The sequence below is a fragment of the Corynebacterium sp. UMB0012 genome (assembly GCF_030216265.1).
Classification (GTDB): Bacteria; Actinomycetota; Actinomycetes; order Mycobacteriales; family Mycobacteriaceae; genus Corynebacterium.
The window spans coordinates 1-14,646 of sequence record NZ_JASOKQ010000006.1 but is presented as its reverse complement, the minus strand read 5'-3'; the positions used below and the strand labels follow the sequence as shown (position 1 = coordinate 14,646).

The following is a 14,646-nucleotide window of genomic DNA, read 5'->3' as shown; positions in this document are numbered from 1 at the left end:
TACTTATCGCAGACCCTTGAAAGGATAAACACACTCCATGGAAACCTCTAACCCATCCAAATTCACCACAGCCTCCAAGGACCTCAATCAAATTGTCTCCGATATCCAGGCCCTTGTTGGTCTTGAAACTTATAGCTACGACAAGGCTTCATTAGCTGAGGGGCTGGCTCTCCTCCGGTCAACCGTTACCGAACGTGTAGGTACACCCGACTTTGAGGAAAGTTTCGATGGCGGCCAGTATGGCGATTGCCTGCACCTTCGCTTTGACGGCACCTCTGAACAATCCATCCTTTTCGTAGGGCACTACGACACGGTCTGGCCACAGGGAACCCTCGCGAAATGGGACAAAGCCACGGGTACTACTCAAGATGGCCGCGAATTCTTGTCCGGCCCGGGCATCTTTGACATGAAAACTGGTCTCGTCCAGGCCATTTGGATTACTAAGTACCTCAAAGAGTCCGGAAGGCCTTTCCCCACGATCCACCTATTTTTCAATGGCGACGAAGAACTGGGGTCCCCTTTCTCCCGGTCATATATCGAGAAGGTTGCCCAGGAAGTCGACGCAGCTTTTGTTTTTGAAGCTTCTCACCAGGGACTAATCAAGACCCAGCGAAAAGGTGTCGGCCTAATCAGTCTCGAGGCCAAAGGAATTGAGTCACACGCAGGACTAAACCCACAGGACGGTGCAAGTGCAATAACGGCCTTGATGGAATATTGCCTGGCAGCTGCCCAACTTGCTCGACCAGAAAAAGGAACCACAGTAAACGTAGGTCTCTTCAAAGGTGGCTCTGGCTCTAACGTCGTTGCCGGAGAAGCAAGCGCTGAAATCGACATCCGTATCAGCACTCAAGCTGAGCTCGAACGGCTCGACAAGGAACTCGATAGAATTTCCTGGGCAGACTCAAAAGTGACGGTAAGCGTGAAAAAGGATTGGAATCGTCCTCCAATGGAGTTCACCGACGCCAACAGGTCGCTCTACGAAAAGGCGCAGGCAACAGCAGCAGAGATCGGCTTCGAGCTCAAATCCACATCGGTTGGCGGGGCTAGCGATGCGAACTTCATTTCCGCACTCGGTGTCCCCGTCTTGTGCGGAATTGGCGCTGAAGGCGCCGGTGCTCACGCCCGATACGAATACGTAATCCCTCAAGCTATTCCGAAGTTCATCGAGCTGATTACCGGTACCGCTCTCAAAATTTCCTAGCTAAAGCACAACCTCTTTGGCCCACCCTTTGCCGCTGCCCTGAAGCGCACCCCTTCCGGACAGCGGTTCTCTGGTGCAAGCTCGTTTGCTTTCGCGGAAACTATACCGCGCGAACGATAAGTCTCACATCTGAAGCCGGACTGTCGCTTCGAACAGGTTCACCTGTTATTGCACGGTGCCGGTGAATGAGTTTTAATCCGAACCTCACTGCCCGCACTTATAATATTTAGCGTGGTTAAACGCATAACTTTGGGTGACGTCGCACGGGCAGCCGGTGTCTCGACAGCAACGGTCAGCATGGCACTGAACGGCAAACCCGGCTCGCGCATTCCTGCGGCGACAGTTGAAAAGGTGAGGAGAGCTGCCCGCGAGTTGGGATACCGTCCTAATGCTGCGGCGCGTGCGCTGAAGACGGGCAAGACTGGAATGCTTGGGTTCGTCTCGGACGAAGTCACTATTACACGCTTTGCGTCGCCTATGATTTCCGGGATGCTGGAGTTCGCCGAACAGGCGGGCTTGTCAGTGATGATGGCAGAAACCGCGCACAAAGATGTCCAGCTTGAAAACGCGATTGAGAGCTTAGTAAACAGAAACGTTGATGGAATCATCGTCGGGTTGATGGCCTCACGCGAAATCCGCCTTCCAGACGTCGATAAGCCGCTCGTTGTGTGTAATGGTGTCTCCACCAGGTACCCATCCGTTCTTCCGGATGACTACACCGCTGGTTATGATGCGATCGCCTACTTAGCGGCCAAGGGGCATCACCGGATCGCGGTGATTGGCCGGTACCCTTCAGAAACCGAAGTGCAGCCGTCCTGCAGTATTCGTGACCGTTTCCGAGGCATCGATGATGCAGTTGCTGAATTCGGGCTCGATGTCATCACCGAGTTCCCGGGCACCGAATGGGAACCCGAGCTTGGTTACCAAGGTGCGCTCGACATTATGCAGTACCTTTCCCCCACAGCCATTCTGACGGCTAACGACCGTATTGCTTTCGGCACGTATCAAGCGTTTCAGGAACGACAGATCTCAATTCCCCAGGATGTCTCCGTCCTTTCCTTTGATGATGAGGACCTCGCCAGCTTGGTGCGACCGGGCCTCACGACCCTGCAACTCCCCTATCAGCAAATGGGAAGAAAATCTGCGGAGCTCATTTCCAATACCACTTCCCTTAGCGACCTAGAGCACGTTTCCCCCCTTCACATCCCCCTGAAAGTGGTGGAAAGGGAGAGCGTAACCACAGGTCGCTAAAACGTTTAATCTAACTCACTTCCCTTCCCCCTTGTGACGCTTATGCTCATGTTTAAAGGATTAAGCACCGCTTGAAGGGAGCGAACCATGAACAGGTTCGGGCAACAATTTGCCAACCCGGCCTACCGATTCGGGTCGGCATCAATCTTTCTGTTTTTCGCTGCGTGGGGAATTTGGTGGTCCTTCTACCAAATCTGGCTCACCTCAAAATCTGCCGGGATTGGGCTCAATGGTTCCCAAGTAGGAACCGTCTACGCTATCCAAGGCGCTATCACTATGGTTTTGATGGTGGTCTACGGCATGCTTCAGGACAAGCTCGACTTGAAGCGCCCTATCACCATCTTCATCGGTATCGCGGCCACACTCGTCGGCCCATTCGTTGAGTTCATCTACAAGCCACTGCTCCAGAGCAGCTTCCTCCTTGGCGCAATCGTCGGCTCACTCATCATCGCCGCTGGCTTCGTAGCGGCCGCCGGTCTCCTCGAGGCCTATGTTGAGCGCTTAGCCAACCGTACAAACTTTGAGTACGGACAGTCCCGCATGTGGGGGTCCTTTGCATACGCCATCGTCGCCCTCGCCGCTGGGCTCTTGTTCCCCGTCAACCCGATGCTCAACTTCTGGATGGGCTCCGTATTCGGTTTGCTCTTCCTTCTAACGCAGCTGTTCTGGCGCCCAGAGGAAGCCACCCAGGAACGTTCCATCGAAGAAGTCGCTGCAACCACACCTCCTGTCGCCGAAATGGTCGGCTTGCTGAAGAACTCGCACGTATGGAAAGTCATCGTCGTTGTCTTCATGTCGTGGACTTTCTACACCATCTTCGACCAGCAGATGTTCCCGGACTTCTACACTTCGCTCTTCAGCAGCCCCGAAGTAGGCCAGCGCGCTTACGGCACCCTCAACTCCATTCAGGTGTTTGTTGAGGCCGCAATGATGGGCCTCGTCCCTATCCTGCTGCGCAAGCTGGGTACCCGAAACACCCTGCTGCTCGGTATCGGCGTGATGTTCATCCGTATTCTCCTGTGCGCGGTCTTCGCCGGTCCGGTCCTGATTTCCGCGGCCAAAATGCTGCATGCACTGGAAGTTCCGCTGTGCATTCTGGCTATCTTCAAGTATTTCGCCATCCACTTCAACAAGGCACTGTCCGCTACGTTGTACCTGGTTGCCTTCCAGCTCTCCTCGCAGCTCGGCAACGTCATCATGTCCAACCCTCTGGGTTCCCTCCGCGACAACATTGGTTACCAGCCGACCTTCCTGGTCATTGCCGGCTTGGTCCTCGTGGCCGGTACCCTCGCATTCTTCCTCCTCAAGAAGGACACCGAGGAAGTCATTAACCCTGAAGAACTAGAACCCGCACGCCAATAGCATTTCCACAGCTATTGCTCTACCCGCTCTATCTACTACACAGAGAAGGAAAAACTCATGTCAGAGCCTATTCAGCTCAGCAATGACCGGTGGTACCCACAGTTCCACATCACAGCACCAAGCGGTTGGATCAACGATCCGAACGGCCTGAGCTTCTTTAATGGCCGATACCATGCGTTCTTCCAGCATCATCCCTACTCCGCCACGTGGGGACCGATGCACTGGGGTCATGTCTCCTCCACTGATCTGATCTCTTGGCAGCATGAACCCATCGCACTAGCACCCGGCGAACCAAACGAGGATGACGCCGACGGTATCTGGTCCGGTTCAGCCGTGGTCCACGATGACACCCTGTATGCGTTTTACACCGGCAATCGCTGGGTCAACAGTGTTGACGATTCTGAAGGCAAGTACCAAACCCAGATGCTGGCTACCTCGACCGATGGTATCCACTTCACCAAGCATGGTGCCGTTGTTCCACCGGTTGCTGCCGACGCGCGTGATCCTAAGGTCTTTTGGGTTAAAGACCGCTGGTACATGACCATCGGCGCAAGCATCGATGACCGCGGACACGTACGCCTCTACTCCTCTCCGGATCTCCTTAACTGGACCGGGGAAGGCTCTCTCTTTGAGGATCCAGATTCCACGGTCTTCATGATTGAGTGCCCTGATTTCTTCCCTCTCGGCGATAAATGGGTTCTGCTCTACGGGCCGATGGTGAATAAACCGGTCCGATCCGGCTACGCGCTTCGCAATGGACACAACGCCGGCTACGTTGTGGGCTCCTGGACCCCTGGCGAGAAGTTCGTACCGGAAACCTCCTACCGCCCGCTCGATTGGGGACACCACTTCTACGCCACCCAATCCATGGAGGCACCCGACGGCCGGCGCATTGCCTTCGGCTGGATGGGAGAATTCGCCAATCCCCTTGGCACTCAGGCCGACGGCTGGTCGGGACAACTGGCGATTCCCCGTGAACTCACTCTTGATGATGATCTCACCCTGGTAAGTACGCCGGCAAGAGAACTCTCGGCTCTCTTCGCATCTCCGACTACTCACAATCACTCGCTCGGCGCGAATAAGGGATTCGAGGTTTCTGACATCCCTGCTGCCAAGCTATCTGTGAAGGTTGACCTGGATAAAGACGTGCCGCTGCAGGTGCCGACATGCGAACAGGTGGTCTTAAGCTTTAAACGCGGTTCTTCATCGGCGACGAAGCTGGTGTTCGACACCTTGGCGCGACGCGTTCATCTTGTCCACGGCGACGACAACGACGCCGGGCGCGGTTACCGCTCCGCTCCGTGGACGCCCGGTGAAGACCTCACCGTTTACCTCGATAAGGGGTCAATTGAGGCCTTCATTGGGGAGGGAAGAGAAACCCTGTCCTCTCTCGACTTTAAAGGCGAAGGAAACCGAACACTTAGCGTCGAAACGGTTAACGGTCCCGCAGATGTCACGGTCGATATCGCGGCGCTCACGCACGAAAGAGATTAAGGCTGCTAACACCAGAGTCCATCTGCTGACTCGACGGGACTAAGAGAGGACGAACGGTAGTCAGACCAGGGCCAACGCCGTTCGTCTTCTTCCTTCACGGCCTAACATGCGATTCACAGACACTGGGGATCATGGTCGACGGCAGCTAAATGACCTCCTCGATTTCCACAACGGGGTGGAGTGTTAGAAAGTAGAGTTGATGACTACTTCCAAGCCCCACGCAAATGGCACCGGCGATAGTGGGCAGGGTCGGCGCGGATAAGCAGTGCAGCCACCAAGTCCGACGGCACCGCCTAGAGTTAGGTCCTCGCGCTGTTTGGGACAGCCATGGGTACCGGCATCCTGTTCCTGCCTCTACAGGCGCTCATCGGAGAGCCCCGACTTCAACGCAGACAACTAATAGTCCAGCGGGTACGCAAGCATCTGCGTGCCCACCTCCAGCTGCTTTTGGTACAGCGGCACCGGCGTGCGACGCAGCGTCGACTCCAACCACAAGCGAATATGCCGAAAATGCGAAGACTCATCCGGGGTCACTGCGTCATTGACCGGGTCGAAAACCGCAATGTCATCAAGTGCGGTAAAGAAAGTGGCCGTTGTATCACGCACGTAGTCACTCACACCACGGGCACGAATGCGGAAACCATCAGTGGTACGCGCGACGTTGCTGACCAGCCAATGCTCGTCGCGGCAGGAAATGATCACGCCGGGGGCAAGCTGGGAGAAATCGGAGAGACTCATGGACTCCGAGGTAGCAGCTGGGGTGGGCTCCACTGTGGTTTGTCTCACTCAGACGCTCGAAACTAGTGATTGCTGATGTATTTTACTGCTGCCCGTCCTCAGCTGGACAGTCCACTAACACGTATATGCGCCACTGGACTTGCAGTATGGGAAACTACAGACCGGCCTAATCGGCCGTTGGCCACGTCGAGCTGTGAGCCGAGTGACGGACAAGACCCGCGACATTCCTGGCCTGCCGGAAAGCAACGGTGCGGTTAGGTAAACTAGTAAAGGTTGACCTTTATCCCCGATTAGTACATGGATTGAGACTACTTAAGTGTCTGAAGAACCAACCCTGTATCCCGATACGCCGGTAGAACCCGTAACTCTCGAGCGCATCGGCGAGATCTTTGCATCTGAGAACCTAGAATACCGCCTCGAAGAGCAGCCAGTGAGCGAGGAAGAAACCGTGCAGATCCTGCGCACGGGTTTCTCCAACGTCGCCATCGCCATGCAGGTGCGCGATGATGTGCTCGTGGCAGATTCCGTATGGCGCGGCAACGTGCCTTCTTCTGAGGGCCCAAGCCTGCTCATGGTACTCAACCAATGGAACCAGCAGCACTTCGCGCCGACCCTGCGCTTCTTTGAGTCTGCCGAGAATAACCTCGCCGTCTCCGGCGTGCGCGAGATCAACATTGCCCACGGTTTGTCCCGTAATCAGATCGGCGCCTTCGTGATGTCCACGCTGGATTCTATGCTGCAGTCCTTCGCCTTCGTGGAAGAACACTACCCACAGCTCGTGACTTGGGAGGAGCACAACCATGACTAATGCCTCTACCGAAAACAATCTGCCGGAGATCACCCTGGACCGCGTGGTCGAGGCCATGCGCACCTTCGACATCGAATTGACCAAGATGGACAGCGATATTGAGGCAGCTACCGCCAACCTCAACGGCCTGCCCACCATGTTCGCCGTTCTCGACTCCGTAGTTATTGTCCGTTGCGATGTGCCTACCGACGCCGCCTATTCCAAAGCCGACGCCGGCCTCTTCCTCGCGGCTAACCAGATCAACTCCGTAGCCTTCGGCGCCCGCGCAGTTATCTCGGAGCACGATGACATGCTCGTGGTGCGCACCGAGCGCGATATCCCTGCCGCCGCCGGCATGACCGACGAGCAGCTGCAGGCTGCCCTGAAGACCGCCGTAGATGGCGTCATCCGCGGCCAGGATGCCATGGTTTCTGCCGCCGAAGAGATGGCCAAGCTTGGCTCCGAGACCGCAGCCAAGGCTGGTTCTGACGATGCCGCCGCAGGCGACGCTGCGCAGAGCTAAGCCGCCCTAGTCCCCACTGCTCTCCCCTCTCCTTCCGCCTTAACAACGGCGCAAGGATGACGGGGAGAGTTCTTTTTCCTCTTGGCCGTTCTGGGCACATGGAGACACGAAAATGGGCGTCGATTGGCTCTGTCTTGGCCATGAAAATACCGCCCGCCACAGCTCTTCACCATCGAGCTGGGCGGGCGGTTTAAGTATGCGGGCCAGTCTAAATCTGGCTATTCCGCAGTGGCGTCCTGCTGCGCAGAACCGTCTGCTACAGCCGAGCCGTCGGCCGCGGCAGCGGAGTCCGAAGCGGTGGATGCGGAGGTATCCTCGGCCGCATCTTCCGCGTTCTTAGAGTCTACCGACTCCTCGTCGGTCGTATCCTCGCCGTCGGCATCCGCATCGCTGCCCTGGTGTTCTGCGGACATCGGGTTTTCCGCAGAACGGGATTGTGCCACGTCATCCAACACGGCGTGAATGTATGGAGCCGCTTGGTCGTTAGAGTACTGGGAGGCAATCTCCACGCCTTCCACGACTGCAGTAGCGGTGGGAATATCCGGGTTGAACAGCAGCTCCCACACCGATAGGCGCAGGATCGCACGGTCAACGGCCGGGATGCGGTGCAGTTCCCAGTCCTCGGCAAGGAAGCGAGAGATGGTGTCATCGATGGCATCCAGCTCTTCAGCGACGCCCTTGACAATGACCTGCGTGTATTCGGCGACAGGTGCTACCGCATTGCGATCCTCACGTGCCAATGCGATGCGATCCTCCACGATGGCAACGGGGTCAACGTCCCTGTTTTCTGCCTCGTAGAGGATATCGGCGGCACGACGACGCGCGCGGTACCGCGCGGTGTGCCGCTTGTAGTTGATATCGCGCTTAGGGGTGTTATCAGACACAGTCAGATGCCCTAGTTGTTAACGCGGGAGAGGTACTCGCCGGTACGGGTATCGATCTTGAGGACGTTGCCGATCTCAATGAACAGCGGAACCTGGATCTCAGCGCCGGTTTCCAGAGTGGCGGGCTTGGTGCCGCCGGAAGAACGGTCACCCTGCAGGCCAGGCTCGGTGTGCTCGACCTTAAGGTCTACGGAGATAGGCAGTTCGGCAAACAGTGCCTCATCCTCGTAGAAGGAAACCTGAACGCGCATGTTCTCCAGCAGGAAGCGAGCGGCATCGCCGAACTTCTCCGGCGGGAGCTCGAACTGCTCAAAGGTCTTTTCATCCATAACAACGTAGCTGGTGCCATCGTTGTACAGGTAGGTCATATCGCGGCGGTCCACGGTAGCGGTCTCTACCTTAACGCCAGCATTCCAGGTCTTGTCCACGGTCTTACCGGAGACAACATCCTTGAGCTTGGTACGCACGAAGGCTGGGCCTTTGCCCGGCTTGACGTGCTGGAACTCAACGATCTGCATCAGTTTGTTGTCGATCTTCAGAACGAGGCCGTTCTTGAAATCAGTAGTATCAGCCATTGCGGTTAAACTCCCGAAAATTGTGGACTAAAGGTTGAAAACAATGTTTAAGCCTACCGGACAACTGCCCCTTGGGGTATTACCGGTCCCCCATTTCTTCCCCACAGTTACCAGCGGAGTGACTTTCGGGGCCTGTCGCCTGCCCTAAGCGGTCAGACACACGAGCAATCAAAGGTTTTTATCTAGCAATAACTCGCTGTACGATAAGGCTTTACTTTATTGATTTTTCACATATCTACCAAGGATTTTTGCAATGTTTCTCAAGAAGCTCTACGCCGCGGCTACCGCTACTGGCGCAACCGTAGCAGCACTATCCGCTCCGCAGGCCATGGCGGCAGACGCCCAGACCGTGATGTTCGGCGATTCTGTCTTTGCCAACCCAACCTATGGCCAAATTGGCACTACCTCGAGCCTGTCCCCTTCGGCAAGCACTACGCTCTCGTCTGCTACCCACGGCATCGAAGACGCTCCTGGCGCGCCGTCCCCACAAGGCTGCCCGCAGGGTCAGAGTAATGTCGGCCGCGAATTGGGCCGTGTTTCTGGTCAGCACGTAGCCAACTACGCATGCTCTGCGGCGAAGGCCGCTGGCCAGTCGCACCGCAAGGACTTCACTGAACAGATCAACGGAGCCATTGCCAATAATGATCTCAATGGCGAAACGAAGAACGTATTGATTCAGTTTGGCGCCAATGATCTCCAGGAAATCGTGCGCCCATCTCTTTCTTCTTCCAATCCCTACTACGACGGCATGAAGCATTCGATCCAGCGGATTCGCCACGCCGCCCCGAATGCCCGCATCACCGTTGTAGGCTATCCCGCCATCTCCGCCCGCAATGGCGCAGTATGCCCGCTACGCACCTCCGCACCGGGCTCCTCTGAAGCCGGATTCAACATGGACTACGCGGGCTTGGTTCGCACCGGTGAGGACCAGGTCAATAGCGCCATGTACAAGGCAGCACGCGCAAACGGCGTGCAGTACTACGACCTACGCGCCGACTCCATTGATCACGGTATGTGCGCGCCGGACAGCTCCCGCTGGATTTCCGGCAAGTGGGAGTACTCCGTACCGCACAACCTCTTTAATCACCTCACGCACCTGGGCAATCGCAATGTCGCCCAGCTGCTTAACTCCAAGGTGCTGGCTCACTAGGCGGGCAGTTCAGTAAATTCCTTCGTCGCGGCGGTAATGATTTTCGGCGCACCATCGGTAATGATGAGGGTGTCTTCGATGCGCACGCCACCCTTGCCTGGCACATAGATGCCCGGCTCGATGGTCAGGGTCATACCTGCGGCGAGTTCGCCCTTACCGGTTTGTGCCGCGAACGGGGCTTCGTGGACGTCGAGGCCCACGCCGTGGCCCGTCGAGTGCACAAAGTAGTCGCCATAGCCGGCGGCGGAGATGACATCGCGGCAGGCTGCGTCGACGTCGGCAAGCTTAGCGCCCGGCACCGACGCTGCCACGCCTGCCTTTTGGGCGCGGAGCACCACATCATAGATTTCCTTGGCAAAATCATTCGCCGTGCCCACGACGTAGGTGCGGGTGCAATCGGAGTTGAATCCGCGCAGGTGGGCACCGAAGTCGATGGTCACTAGGTCGCCGTCCTCGATGACCCGGTCATCGGCACCATGGTGCGGCATCGCCGAGTTCGGACCGGACGCCACGATGGTATCGAAGCTCACTCGCTCCGAGCCGAGCATGCGCATACGATACTCCAAATCGGCGGCCACTTGGCGCTCGGTGCGGCCGGCACGCAACTCACCAGCGGCGAGTAGATCCTCCAGCGCCTGATTTGCCAGCGCGGCAATCTCTTCCAGCTTTTCTAGCTCGAGCGAATCCTTGACCAAGCGAATTTGTTCCATGACCCCGGCGATGGGAACCAAGGTAACCGACTCCGGGGCGGACTCTTCCAGCTCCTTCAGCTCGGAGACCGAGAGGTAGTCTGCTTCAAAACCGACTCGAATCGGTCCCTCGACATCGGCAAACTGCTGCAGGAGCACCTTTCCTACCGCGCGGCCTTGGATAGCCTCCAGATCGGGAACTTCGCGGGCGATCTGCGTGGTGTACCGGCCGTCGGTAGCAACCTGCGCGGTAAGGTCCTTGCGCAGCAATAGCCCGCCATTCGAGCCGGAGAATCCCGAAAGGTAGCGCACGTGCGTGAGGTGGGTGACCAGAACGGCATCGATGCGCTGGCCGGCTAGTTCCGCGGCAAGCTTGCGGCGCCGGTCACTAAAACGGGTATCTGCCAAAGCCATGATTTCATCCTTTTAGGGTCGACTGCGGTGTAGAAAGTATCCACCCAGTATATCGACCCTGCCCCTGCAGTTGGGCGGAATTCTTTCTAGCCGGCTGCCGCCCAGCCCGTTCGAGGGGTGCCTATTGGCAGAGGTAGTCCACTGCCGCCACGTAGCCGAAGACCCCCAACCCCGCGATGACGCCGCGGGCGATAGGGCTGAGATAGGAGTGATGGCGGAAGGGCTCGCGCGCATGCACATTAGAAATATGCACCTCTACGAATCCGGCGCCATCGGCTACCTCTGCCAGGGCATCCCGCAGGGCCACTGAAGTATGGGTAAAACCGCCGGGATTGATAATCACTGGGTGGCCCGCATCCGCGGCAGCATGCACCTTCTCAATGAGCTCACCCTCATGGTTGGACTGGAAGCACTCTACCTCTGCACCGTGCGTGGCGGCGCGCGAGGAGATCATCTGTTCTACATCCGCCAAGGTGGTGGAACCGTAGACATCCGGTTGCCGCTTTCCTAAGCGGTTCAAGTTCGGGCCGTTGAGGACAATAATCTTCATTTCTACTCCGAAATCGCGGCGTAGGCCGCCTCTAGCTCTTCCGTGGTGGGGCCTTCGAGACGGGTCGTTTCGCCCACCCCGGTCAAGGCTACAAACCGGATCTTTCCGTCGCGGTTCTTCTTATCGTGGGTCATTGCCTCATACAGGTCCGCGAACTGACCTGCCTTATACGAGGTTGGCAGCCCAATGCTGTGCAGGATTCGGCGGTGCTTTTCCACGAGTTCCGCGTCAATGAGGCCGCGCGCATGCGCTAGGTGGGCGATAAACATCATGCCCACCGCCACCGCGTTGCCATGGCGCCACTGATACTGTTCATGGCGCTCCACCGCATGGCCAAAGGTATGGCCGTAGTTGAGCGTTTCCCGCAGGCCCAATTCTTTGAGGTCCTCGCCCACCACCGCGGCCTTCACCGCGATAGAGCGCTCAATCAATTCTGGAAGATAGCCCTGCGGGTCCACGCATGCACCGGGGTCACTGTCATAGCGTTCAAGGATCACCGGGTCATGGATGAATCCGGTTTTGATGATTTCTGCCGAGCCTGCAATGATCTCCGCCTCGGGCAGGGTATCGAGGCGCTCGAGATCCACAAACACAGAATCTGGCTCATGAAAGGCTCCAACGAGGTTCTTACCGGCTGCGGTATTGATGCCGGTTTTGCCGCCGACGGCCGCGTCAACCATGGCCAATAGCGTGGTAGGCACCTGAATAACTTTGATGCCGCGCATCCACCCGGCTGCGGCGAACCCAGCCAAATCGGTGGTGGCGCCACCGCCGAGGCCGATGATGACGTCACGGCGGTTAAAGCCCTTCTCTCCCAGCTGATCCCACACGCTGCCGATGATGTTGAGTTGCTTGGCGGCCTCGGCATCGGGGACATCGATAAGCGTAGGCTCCACCCCCTCAGCGGCGACGAGTTCTGCTAAGCGCTCGGCCGCGGCACGCAGGGGCGGCTGGCAGATAATGCCCGCCTGGCCTGCACCAATCTGCGCGCAGCGCTGCGCGATGTCCCGATTGAGATCGGCGCCAATGCGAACTTCATAGGGCTGTGGTCCATTAACGGCAATGCTGGGCATGATGGTCCTTTCCGTTCGCCGTCGAGGCAATGGGGCGAGAAACTAGTGTTAGCGCGGCGGGGAATCTACAGGGTATCGAGGAAGCCGAGAATATCGCCCACTACCTGCTGTGGGGTCCGGGCATCGGTGCGTACCCGGTAATCGGCCACCTCCTGGTAATACGGGCGACGCGCCTCCACAAGGTTGCGGTAGTGCTCGAGGGGATCGGCGGCCGCAAGCACTGGCCGATTGCTATCCCCGGACGTCCGCCGTGCACCTTCTTCAGGAGAGATATCCAAAAAGATGACACTATGGCGCTCCAGCAGCTCACGGGTGGAGTCCGTCAGCACTGCCCCGCCGCCGAGGCTGACTACTCCACCAGTGCGCAGCGCCGCAGCAACGTGCTCGGCTTCGAGCGCGCGAAAGTCTGGTTCACCCAGCTCGCTAAAGACTTCCCCGCACGGCTTGTCTTTATCCTGTTCAATGAGGTGATCCGAATCCACCAGTTCGCAGCTCAAGGCGTGGGAAAGGCGGCGGCCAATGGTGGATTTACCCGCACCTGGCGGGCCAACCAAAACAACGCGTGGACGGGGCAGGCCCGTAACGGCGGTTGGGGTGGTCATAACTTACTCCTGGTCAAAAGCAAGACGGTCCGAAACGTATTTATCATACGCGGCGATGGCTGCAGAGGTTTCTTCGAGGCTATCGCCACCGAACTTTTCTAGCACGGCGCGCGCAAGGACGAGGGCAACCATTGCCTCTGCAACGACGCCCGCCGCGGGAACCGCGCACACATCGGAGCGTTGGTGAATGGCAGTAGCTTCAGCGCCGGACTCCATATCAATAGTGCGCAAGGCACGCGGAACGGTAGAAATCGGCTTCATCGCCGCCCGCACGCGCAGCTGCTGCCCGTTCGTCATGCCGCCTTCAAGTCCGCCTGCACGGTTGCTAAGGCGGGATACGCCTTCTTCGGTTCGGACCATCTCATCGTGGGCAGCGGAACCGCGACGTCGGGCCTCGGCAAAGCCATCGCCAATTTCCACGCCCTTGATAGCCTGAATGCCCATCAAGGCGCTAGCCAATTGTGCGTCCAAGCGGTCATCGCCGGAAATATGCGAGCCCAGCCCGATAGGCAGACCATCGACCACAACCTCAACGATGCCGCCCAAGGTATCGCCCTGCTTCTTTGCGGCCTCAATTTCCGCAATCATGGAGGCTTCAGCCGCCTTATCGCAGGCGCGGACCGGCGAATCATCGATAGCCTCGATGTCCGTGAACGCTGGCGCAGGCCCCTCATAAGGCTCGGAAGCGCCAATGGAAATCACGTGAGAGAGAACCTCAACGCCCAAGGTCTCGCGCAGGAAATTGCGCGCTACGGTAGCTGCGGCCACACGGGCCGCCGTTTCACGCGCAGAAGAGCGCTCGAGGATGGGGCGTGCTTCACTGTGGCGGTACTTCACCATTCCGGCAAAGTCCGCGTGCCCGGGGCGCGGCCTCGTCAAGGCGGCACCGCGGCCGGAGTTCATCGCTTTAATAGTGTCTTCATCGTCCATATCCAGCGGATCAGCCGACATAATGGTGGTCCACTTGGGCCACTCCGTATTGCCAATCATGATGGCGATGGGACTACCCAAAGTGAGCCCATGGCGGACTCCACCCAGCACGGTGACCTCATCGGCCTCAAACTTCATACGGGCACCGCGGCCATAGCCTAGGCGGCGCCGGGAAAGCTGATGGGAAATATCGGCGCGGGTAATTGGGACCCCAGCGGGCATATGCTCCAACATCGAAATAAGAGCTTGGCCGTGGGATTCACCTGCAGTAGTCCAACGAAGCATGCGGGTATTATCGCACGGCCTGGCCAATCCAGTACCAACTTGGCCCCGCAATATATTCTTCCACCCCCTCAAAGAGGGTGCGCACATGCGAGAACGACCGTTGCCGCTAGCAACATCGCAGGGCCGTGCGGGCTCTCC

Annotated in this window: 15 protein-coding genes; 7 read left to right on the top strand and 8 right to left on the bottom strand. The window is 57.8% G+C overall.

What is annotated here, in order from left to right:
* Nucleotides 1-37 precede the first annotated feature (37 nt).
* The 4 genes from QP324_RS04315 (at nt 38) to QP324_RS04300 (ending at nt 5,308) form a co-directional block, all read left to right on the top strand.
* A complete protein-coding gene (locus tag QP324_RS04315; RefSeq protein ID WP_284814690.1) occupies nt 38-1,201 on the top strand; it encodes a M20 family metallopeptidase in 1,164 nt (387 codons plus the stop codon).
* 231 nt (nt 1,202-1,432) lie between these two features.
* Nucleotides 1,433-2,452: a LacI family DNA-binding transcriptional regulator gene (locus QP324_RS04310; protein ID WP_284814688.1), complete on the top strand. Its 1,020-nt coding sequence runs from the start codon at nt 1,433-1,435 to the stop codon at nt 2,450-2,452.
* Between the two features lie 87 nt (nt 2,453-2,539).
* A complete protein-coding gene (locus tag QP324_RS04305) occupies nt 2,540-3,814 on the top strand; it encodes an oligosaccharide MFS transporter (protein ID WP_284814687.1) in 1,275 nt (424 codons plus the stop codon).
* 57 nt (nt 3,815-3,871) lie between these two features.
* The gene (locus QP324_RS04300; RefSeq protein ID WP_284814685.1) at nt 3,872-5,308 is read left to right on the top strand and encodes a GH32 C-terminal domain-containing protein; all 1,437 of its coding nucleotides are present in this window, start codon (nt 3,872-3,874) and stop codon (nt 5,306-5,308) included.
* A 396-nt stretch (nt 5,309-5,704) separates the two neighbouring features.
* Here QP324_RS04300 and QP324_RS04295 read toward each other — a convergent pair whose 3' ends face one another.
* Nucleotides 5,705-6,094 (bottom strand): hypothetical protein, encoded by a 390-nt coding sequence (locus QP324_RS04295; protein WP_284814683.1) that lies wholly within the window; start codon nt 6,092-6,094, stop codon nt 5,705-5,707.
* 268 nt (nt 6,095-6,362) lie between these two features.
* On the opposite strand from QP324_RS04295, the gene QP324_RS04290 reads away from it, so the two are divergent.
* Together QP324_RS04290 and QP324_RS04285 are read left to right on the top strand one after the other, a co-directional pair.
* Nucleotides 6,363-6,854 carry a YbjN domain-containing protein gene (locus QP324_RS04290; RefSeq protein ID WP_086587601.1) on the top strand — a complete coding sequence of 164 codons (492 nt, stop codon included), beginning with the start codon at nt 6,363-6,365 and terminating at the stop codon, nt 6,852-6,854.
* A complete protein-coding gene (locus tag QP324_RS04285; protein WP_284814681.1) occupies nt 6,847-7,356 on the top strand; it encodes a YbjN domain-containing protein in 510 nt (169 codons plus the stop codon). Before QP324_RS04290 ends, QP324_RS04285 begins: the two co-directional genes overlap by 8 nt.
* Nucleotides 7,357-7,574: 218 nt before the next feature.
* Here QP324_RS04285 and nusB read toward each other — a convergent pair whose 3' ends face one another.
* Nucleotides 7,575-8,240: a transcription antitermination factor NusB gene (gene nusB / locus QP324_RS04280; RefSeq protein WP_284814679.1), complete on the bottom strand. Its 666-nt coding sequence runs from the start codon at nt 8,238-8,240 to the stop codon at nt 7,575-7,577.
* 11 nt (nt 8,241-8,251) lie between these two features.
* The gene (gene efp, locus QP324_RS04275) at nt 8,252-8,815 is read right to left on the bottom strand and encodes an elongation factor P (RefSeq protein ID WP_023021466.1); all 564 of its coding nucleotides are present in this window, start codon (nt 8,813-8,815) and stop codon (nt 8,252-8,254) included.
* A gap of 253 nt (nt 8,816-9,068) precedes the next feature.
* Here efp and QP324_RS04270 point away from each other — a divergent pair, with 253 nt between their 5' ends.
* Nucleotides 9,069-9,965, top strand: coding sequence for a GDSL-type esterase/lipase family protein (locus tag QP324_RS04270; protein WP_284814677.1), 897 nt, complete (start codon nt 9,069-9,071; stop codon nt 9,963-9,965).
* On the opposite strand, the gene QP324_RS04265 is transcribed toward QP324_RS04270, so the two are convergent.
* The 5 genes from QP324_RS04265 to aroC all read right to left on the bottom strand — a co-directional run bounded on the left by QP324_RS04265 (nt 9,962) and on the right by aroC (nt 14,508).
* Nucleotides 9,962-11,068 carry an aminopeptidase P family protein gene (locus tag QP324_RS04265; RefSeq protein WP_284814676.1) on the bottom strand — a complete coding sequence of 369 codons (1,107 nt, stop codon included), beginning with the start codon at nt 11,066-11,068 and terminating at the stop codon, nt 9,962-9,964. The two genes, QP324_RS04270 and QP324_RS04265, sit on opposite strands and share 4 nt — an antisense overlap.
* Nucleotides 11,069-11,189: 121 nt before the next feature.
* Complete coding sequence (aroQ, locus tag QP324_RS04260; protein WP_284814674.1) at nt 11,190-11,618, bottom strand: type II 3-dehydroquinate dehydratase; 429 nt, start codon at nt 11,616-11,618, stop codon at nt 11,190-11,192.
* 2 nt (nt 11,619-11,620) lie between these two features.
* Nucleotides 11,621-12,691, bottom strand: a complete 1,071-nt coding sequence (aroB, locus tag QP324_RS04255; RefSeq protein WP_284814672.1) for a 3-dehydroquinate synthase — start codon at nt 12,689-12,691, stop codon at nt 11,621-11,623.
* A 65-nt stretch (nt 12,692-12,756) separates the two neighbouring features.
* On the bottom strand, nt 12,757-13,293 hold the full coding sequence (locus QP324_RS04250; RefSeq protein ID WP_284814671.1) for a shikimate kinase: 537 nt from the start codon (nt 13,291-13,293) through the stop codon (nt 12,757-12,759).
* A gap of 3 nt (nt 13,294-13,296) precedes the next feature.
* Entirely contained in the window at nt 13,297-14,508 is a 1,212-nt protein-coding gene (aroC, locus tag QP324_RS04245) for a chorismate synthase (protein WP_284814670.1), read from the bottom strand.
* Between the last annotated feature and the right edge of the window lie 138 nt (nt 14,509-14,646).

Bases quoted from the DNA above. Each gene is read 5' to 3' on its own strand.
- QP324_RS04315 (WP_284814690.1), top strand. From the start codon at position 38: ATGGAAACCTCTAACCCATCCAAATTCACCACAGCCTCCAAGGACCTC.
- QP324_RS04305 (WP_284814687.1), top strand. From the start codon at position 2,540: ATGAACAGGTTCGGGCAACAATTTGCCAACCCGGCCTACCGATTCGGG.
- QP324_RS04300 (WP_284814685.1), top strand. From the start codon at position 3,872: ATGTCAGAGCCTATTCAGCTCAGCAATGACCGGTGGTACCCACAGTTC.
- QP324_RS04285 (WP_284814681.1), top strand. From the start codon at position 6,847: ATGACTAATGCCTCTACCGAAAACAATCTGCCGGAGATCACCCTGGAC.
- efp (WP_023021466.1), bottom strand. From the start codon at position 8,815: ATGGCTGATACTACTGATTTCAAGAACGGCCTCGTTCTGAAGATCGAC.
- QP324_RS04270 (WP_284814677.1), top strand. From the start codon at position 9,069: ATGTTTCTCAAGAAGCTCTACGCCGCGGCTACCGCTACTGGCGCAACC.
- QP324_RS04265 (WP_284814676.1), bottom strand. From the start codon at position 11,068: ATGGCTTTGGCAGATACCCGTTTTAGTGACCGGCGCCGCAAGCTTGCC.
- aroQ (WP_284814674.1), bottom strand. From the start codon at position 11,618: ATGAAGATTATTGTCCTCAACGGCCCGAACTTGAACCGCTTAGGAAAG.
- aroB (WP_284814672.1), bottom strand. From the start codon at position 12,691: ATGCCCAGCATTGCCGTTAATGGACCACAGCCCTATGAAGTTCGCATT.
- QP324_RS04250 (WP_284814671.1), bottom strand. From the start codon at position 13,293: ATGACCACCCCAACCGCCGTTACGGGCCTGCCCCGTCCACGCGTTGTT.
- aroC (WP_284814670.1), bottom strand. From the start codon at position 14,508: ATGCTTCGTTGGACTACTGCAGGTGAATCCCACGGCCAAGCTCTTATT.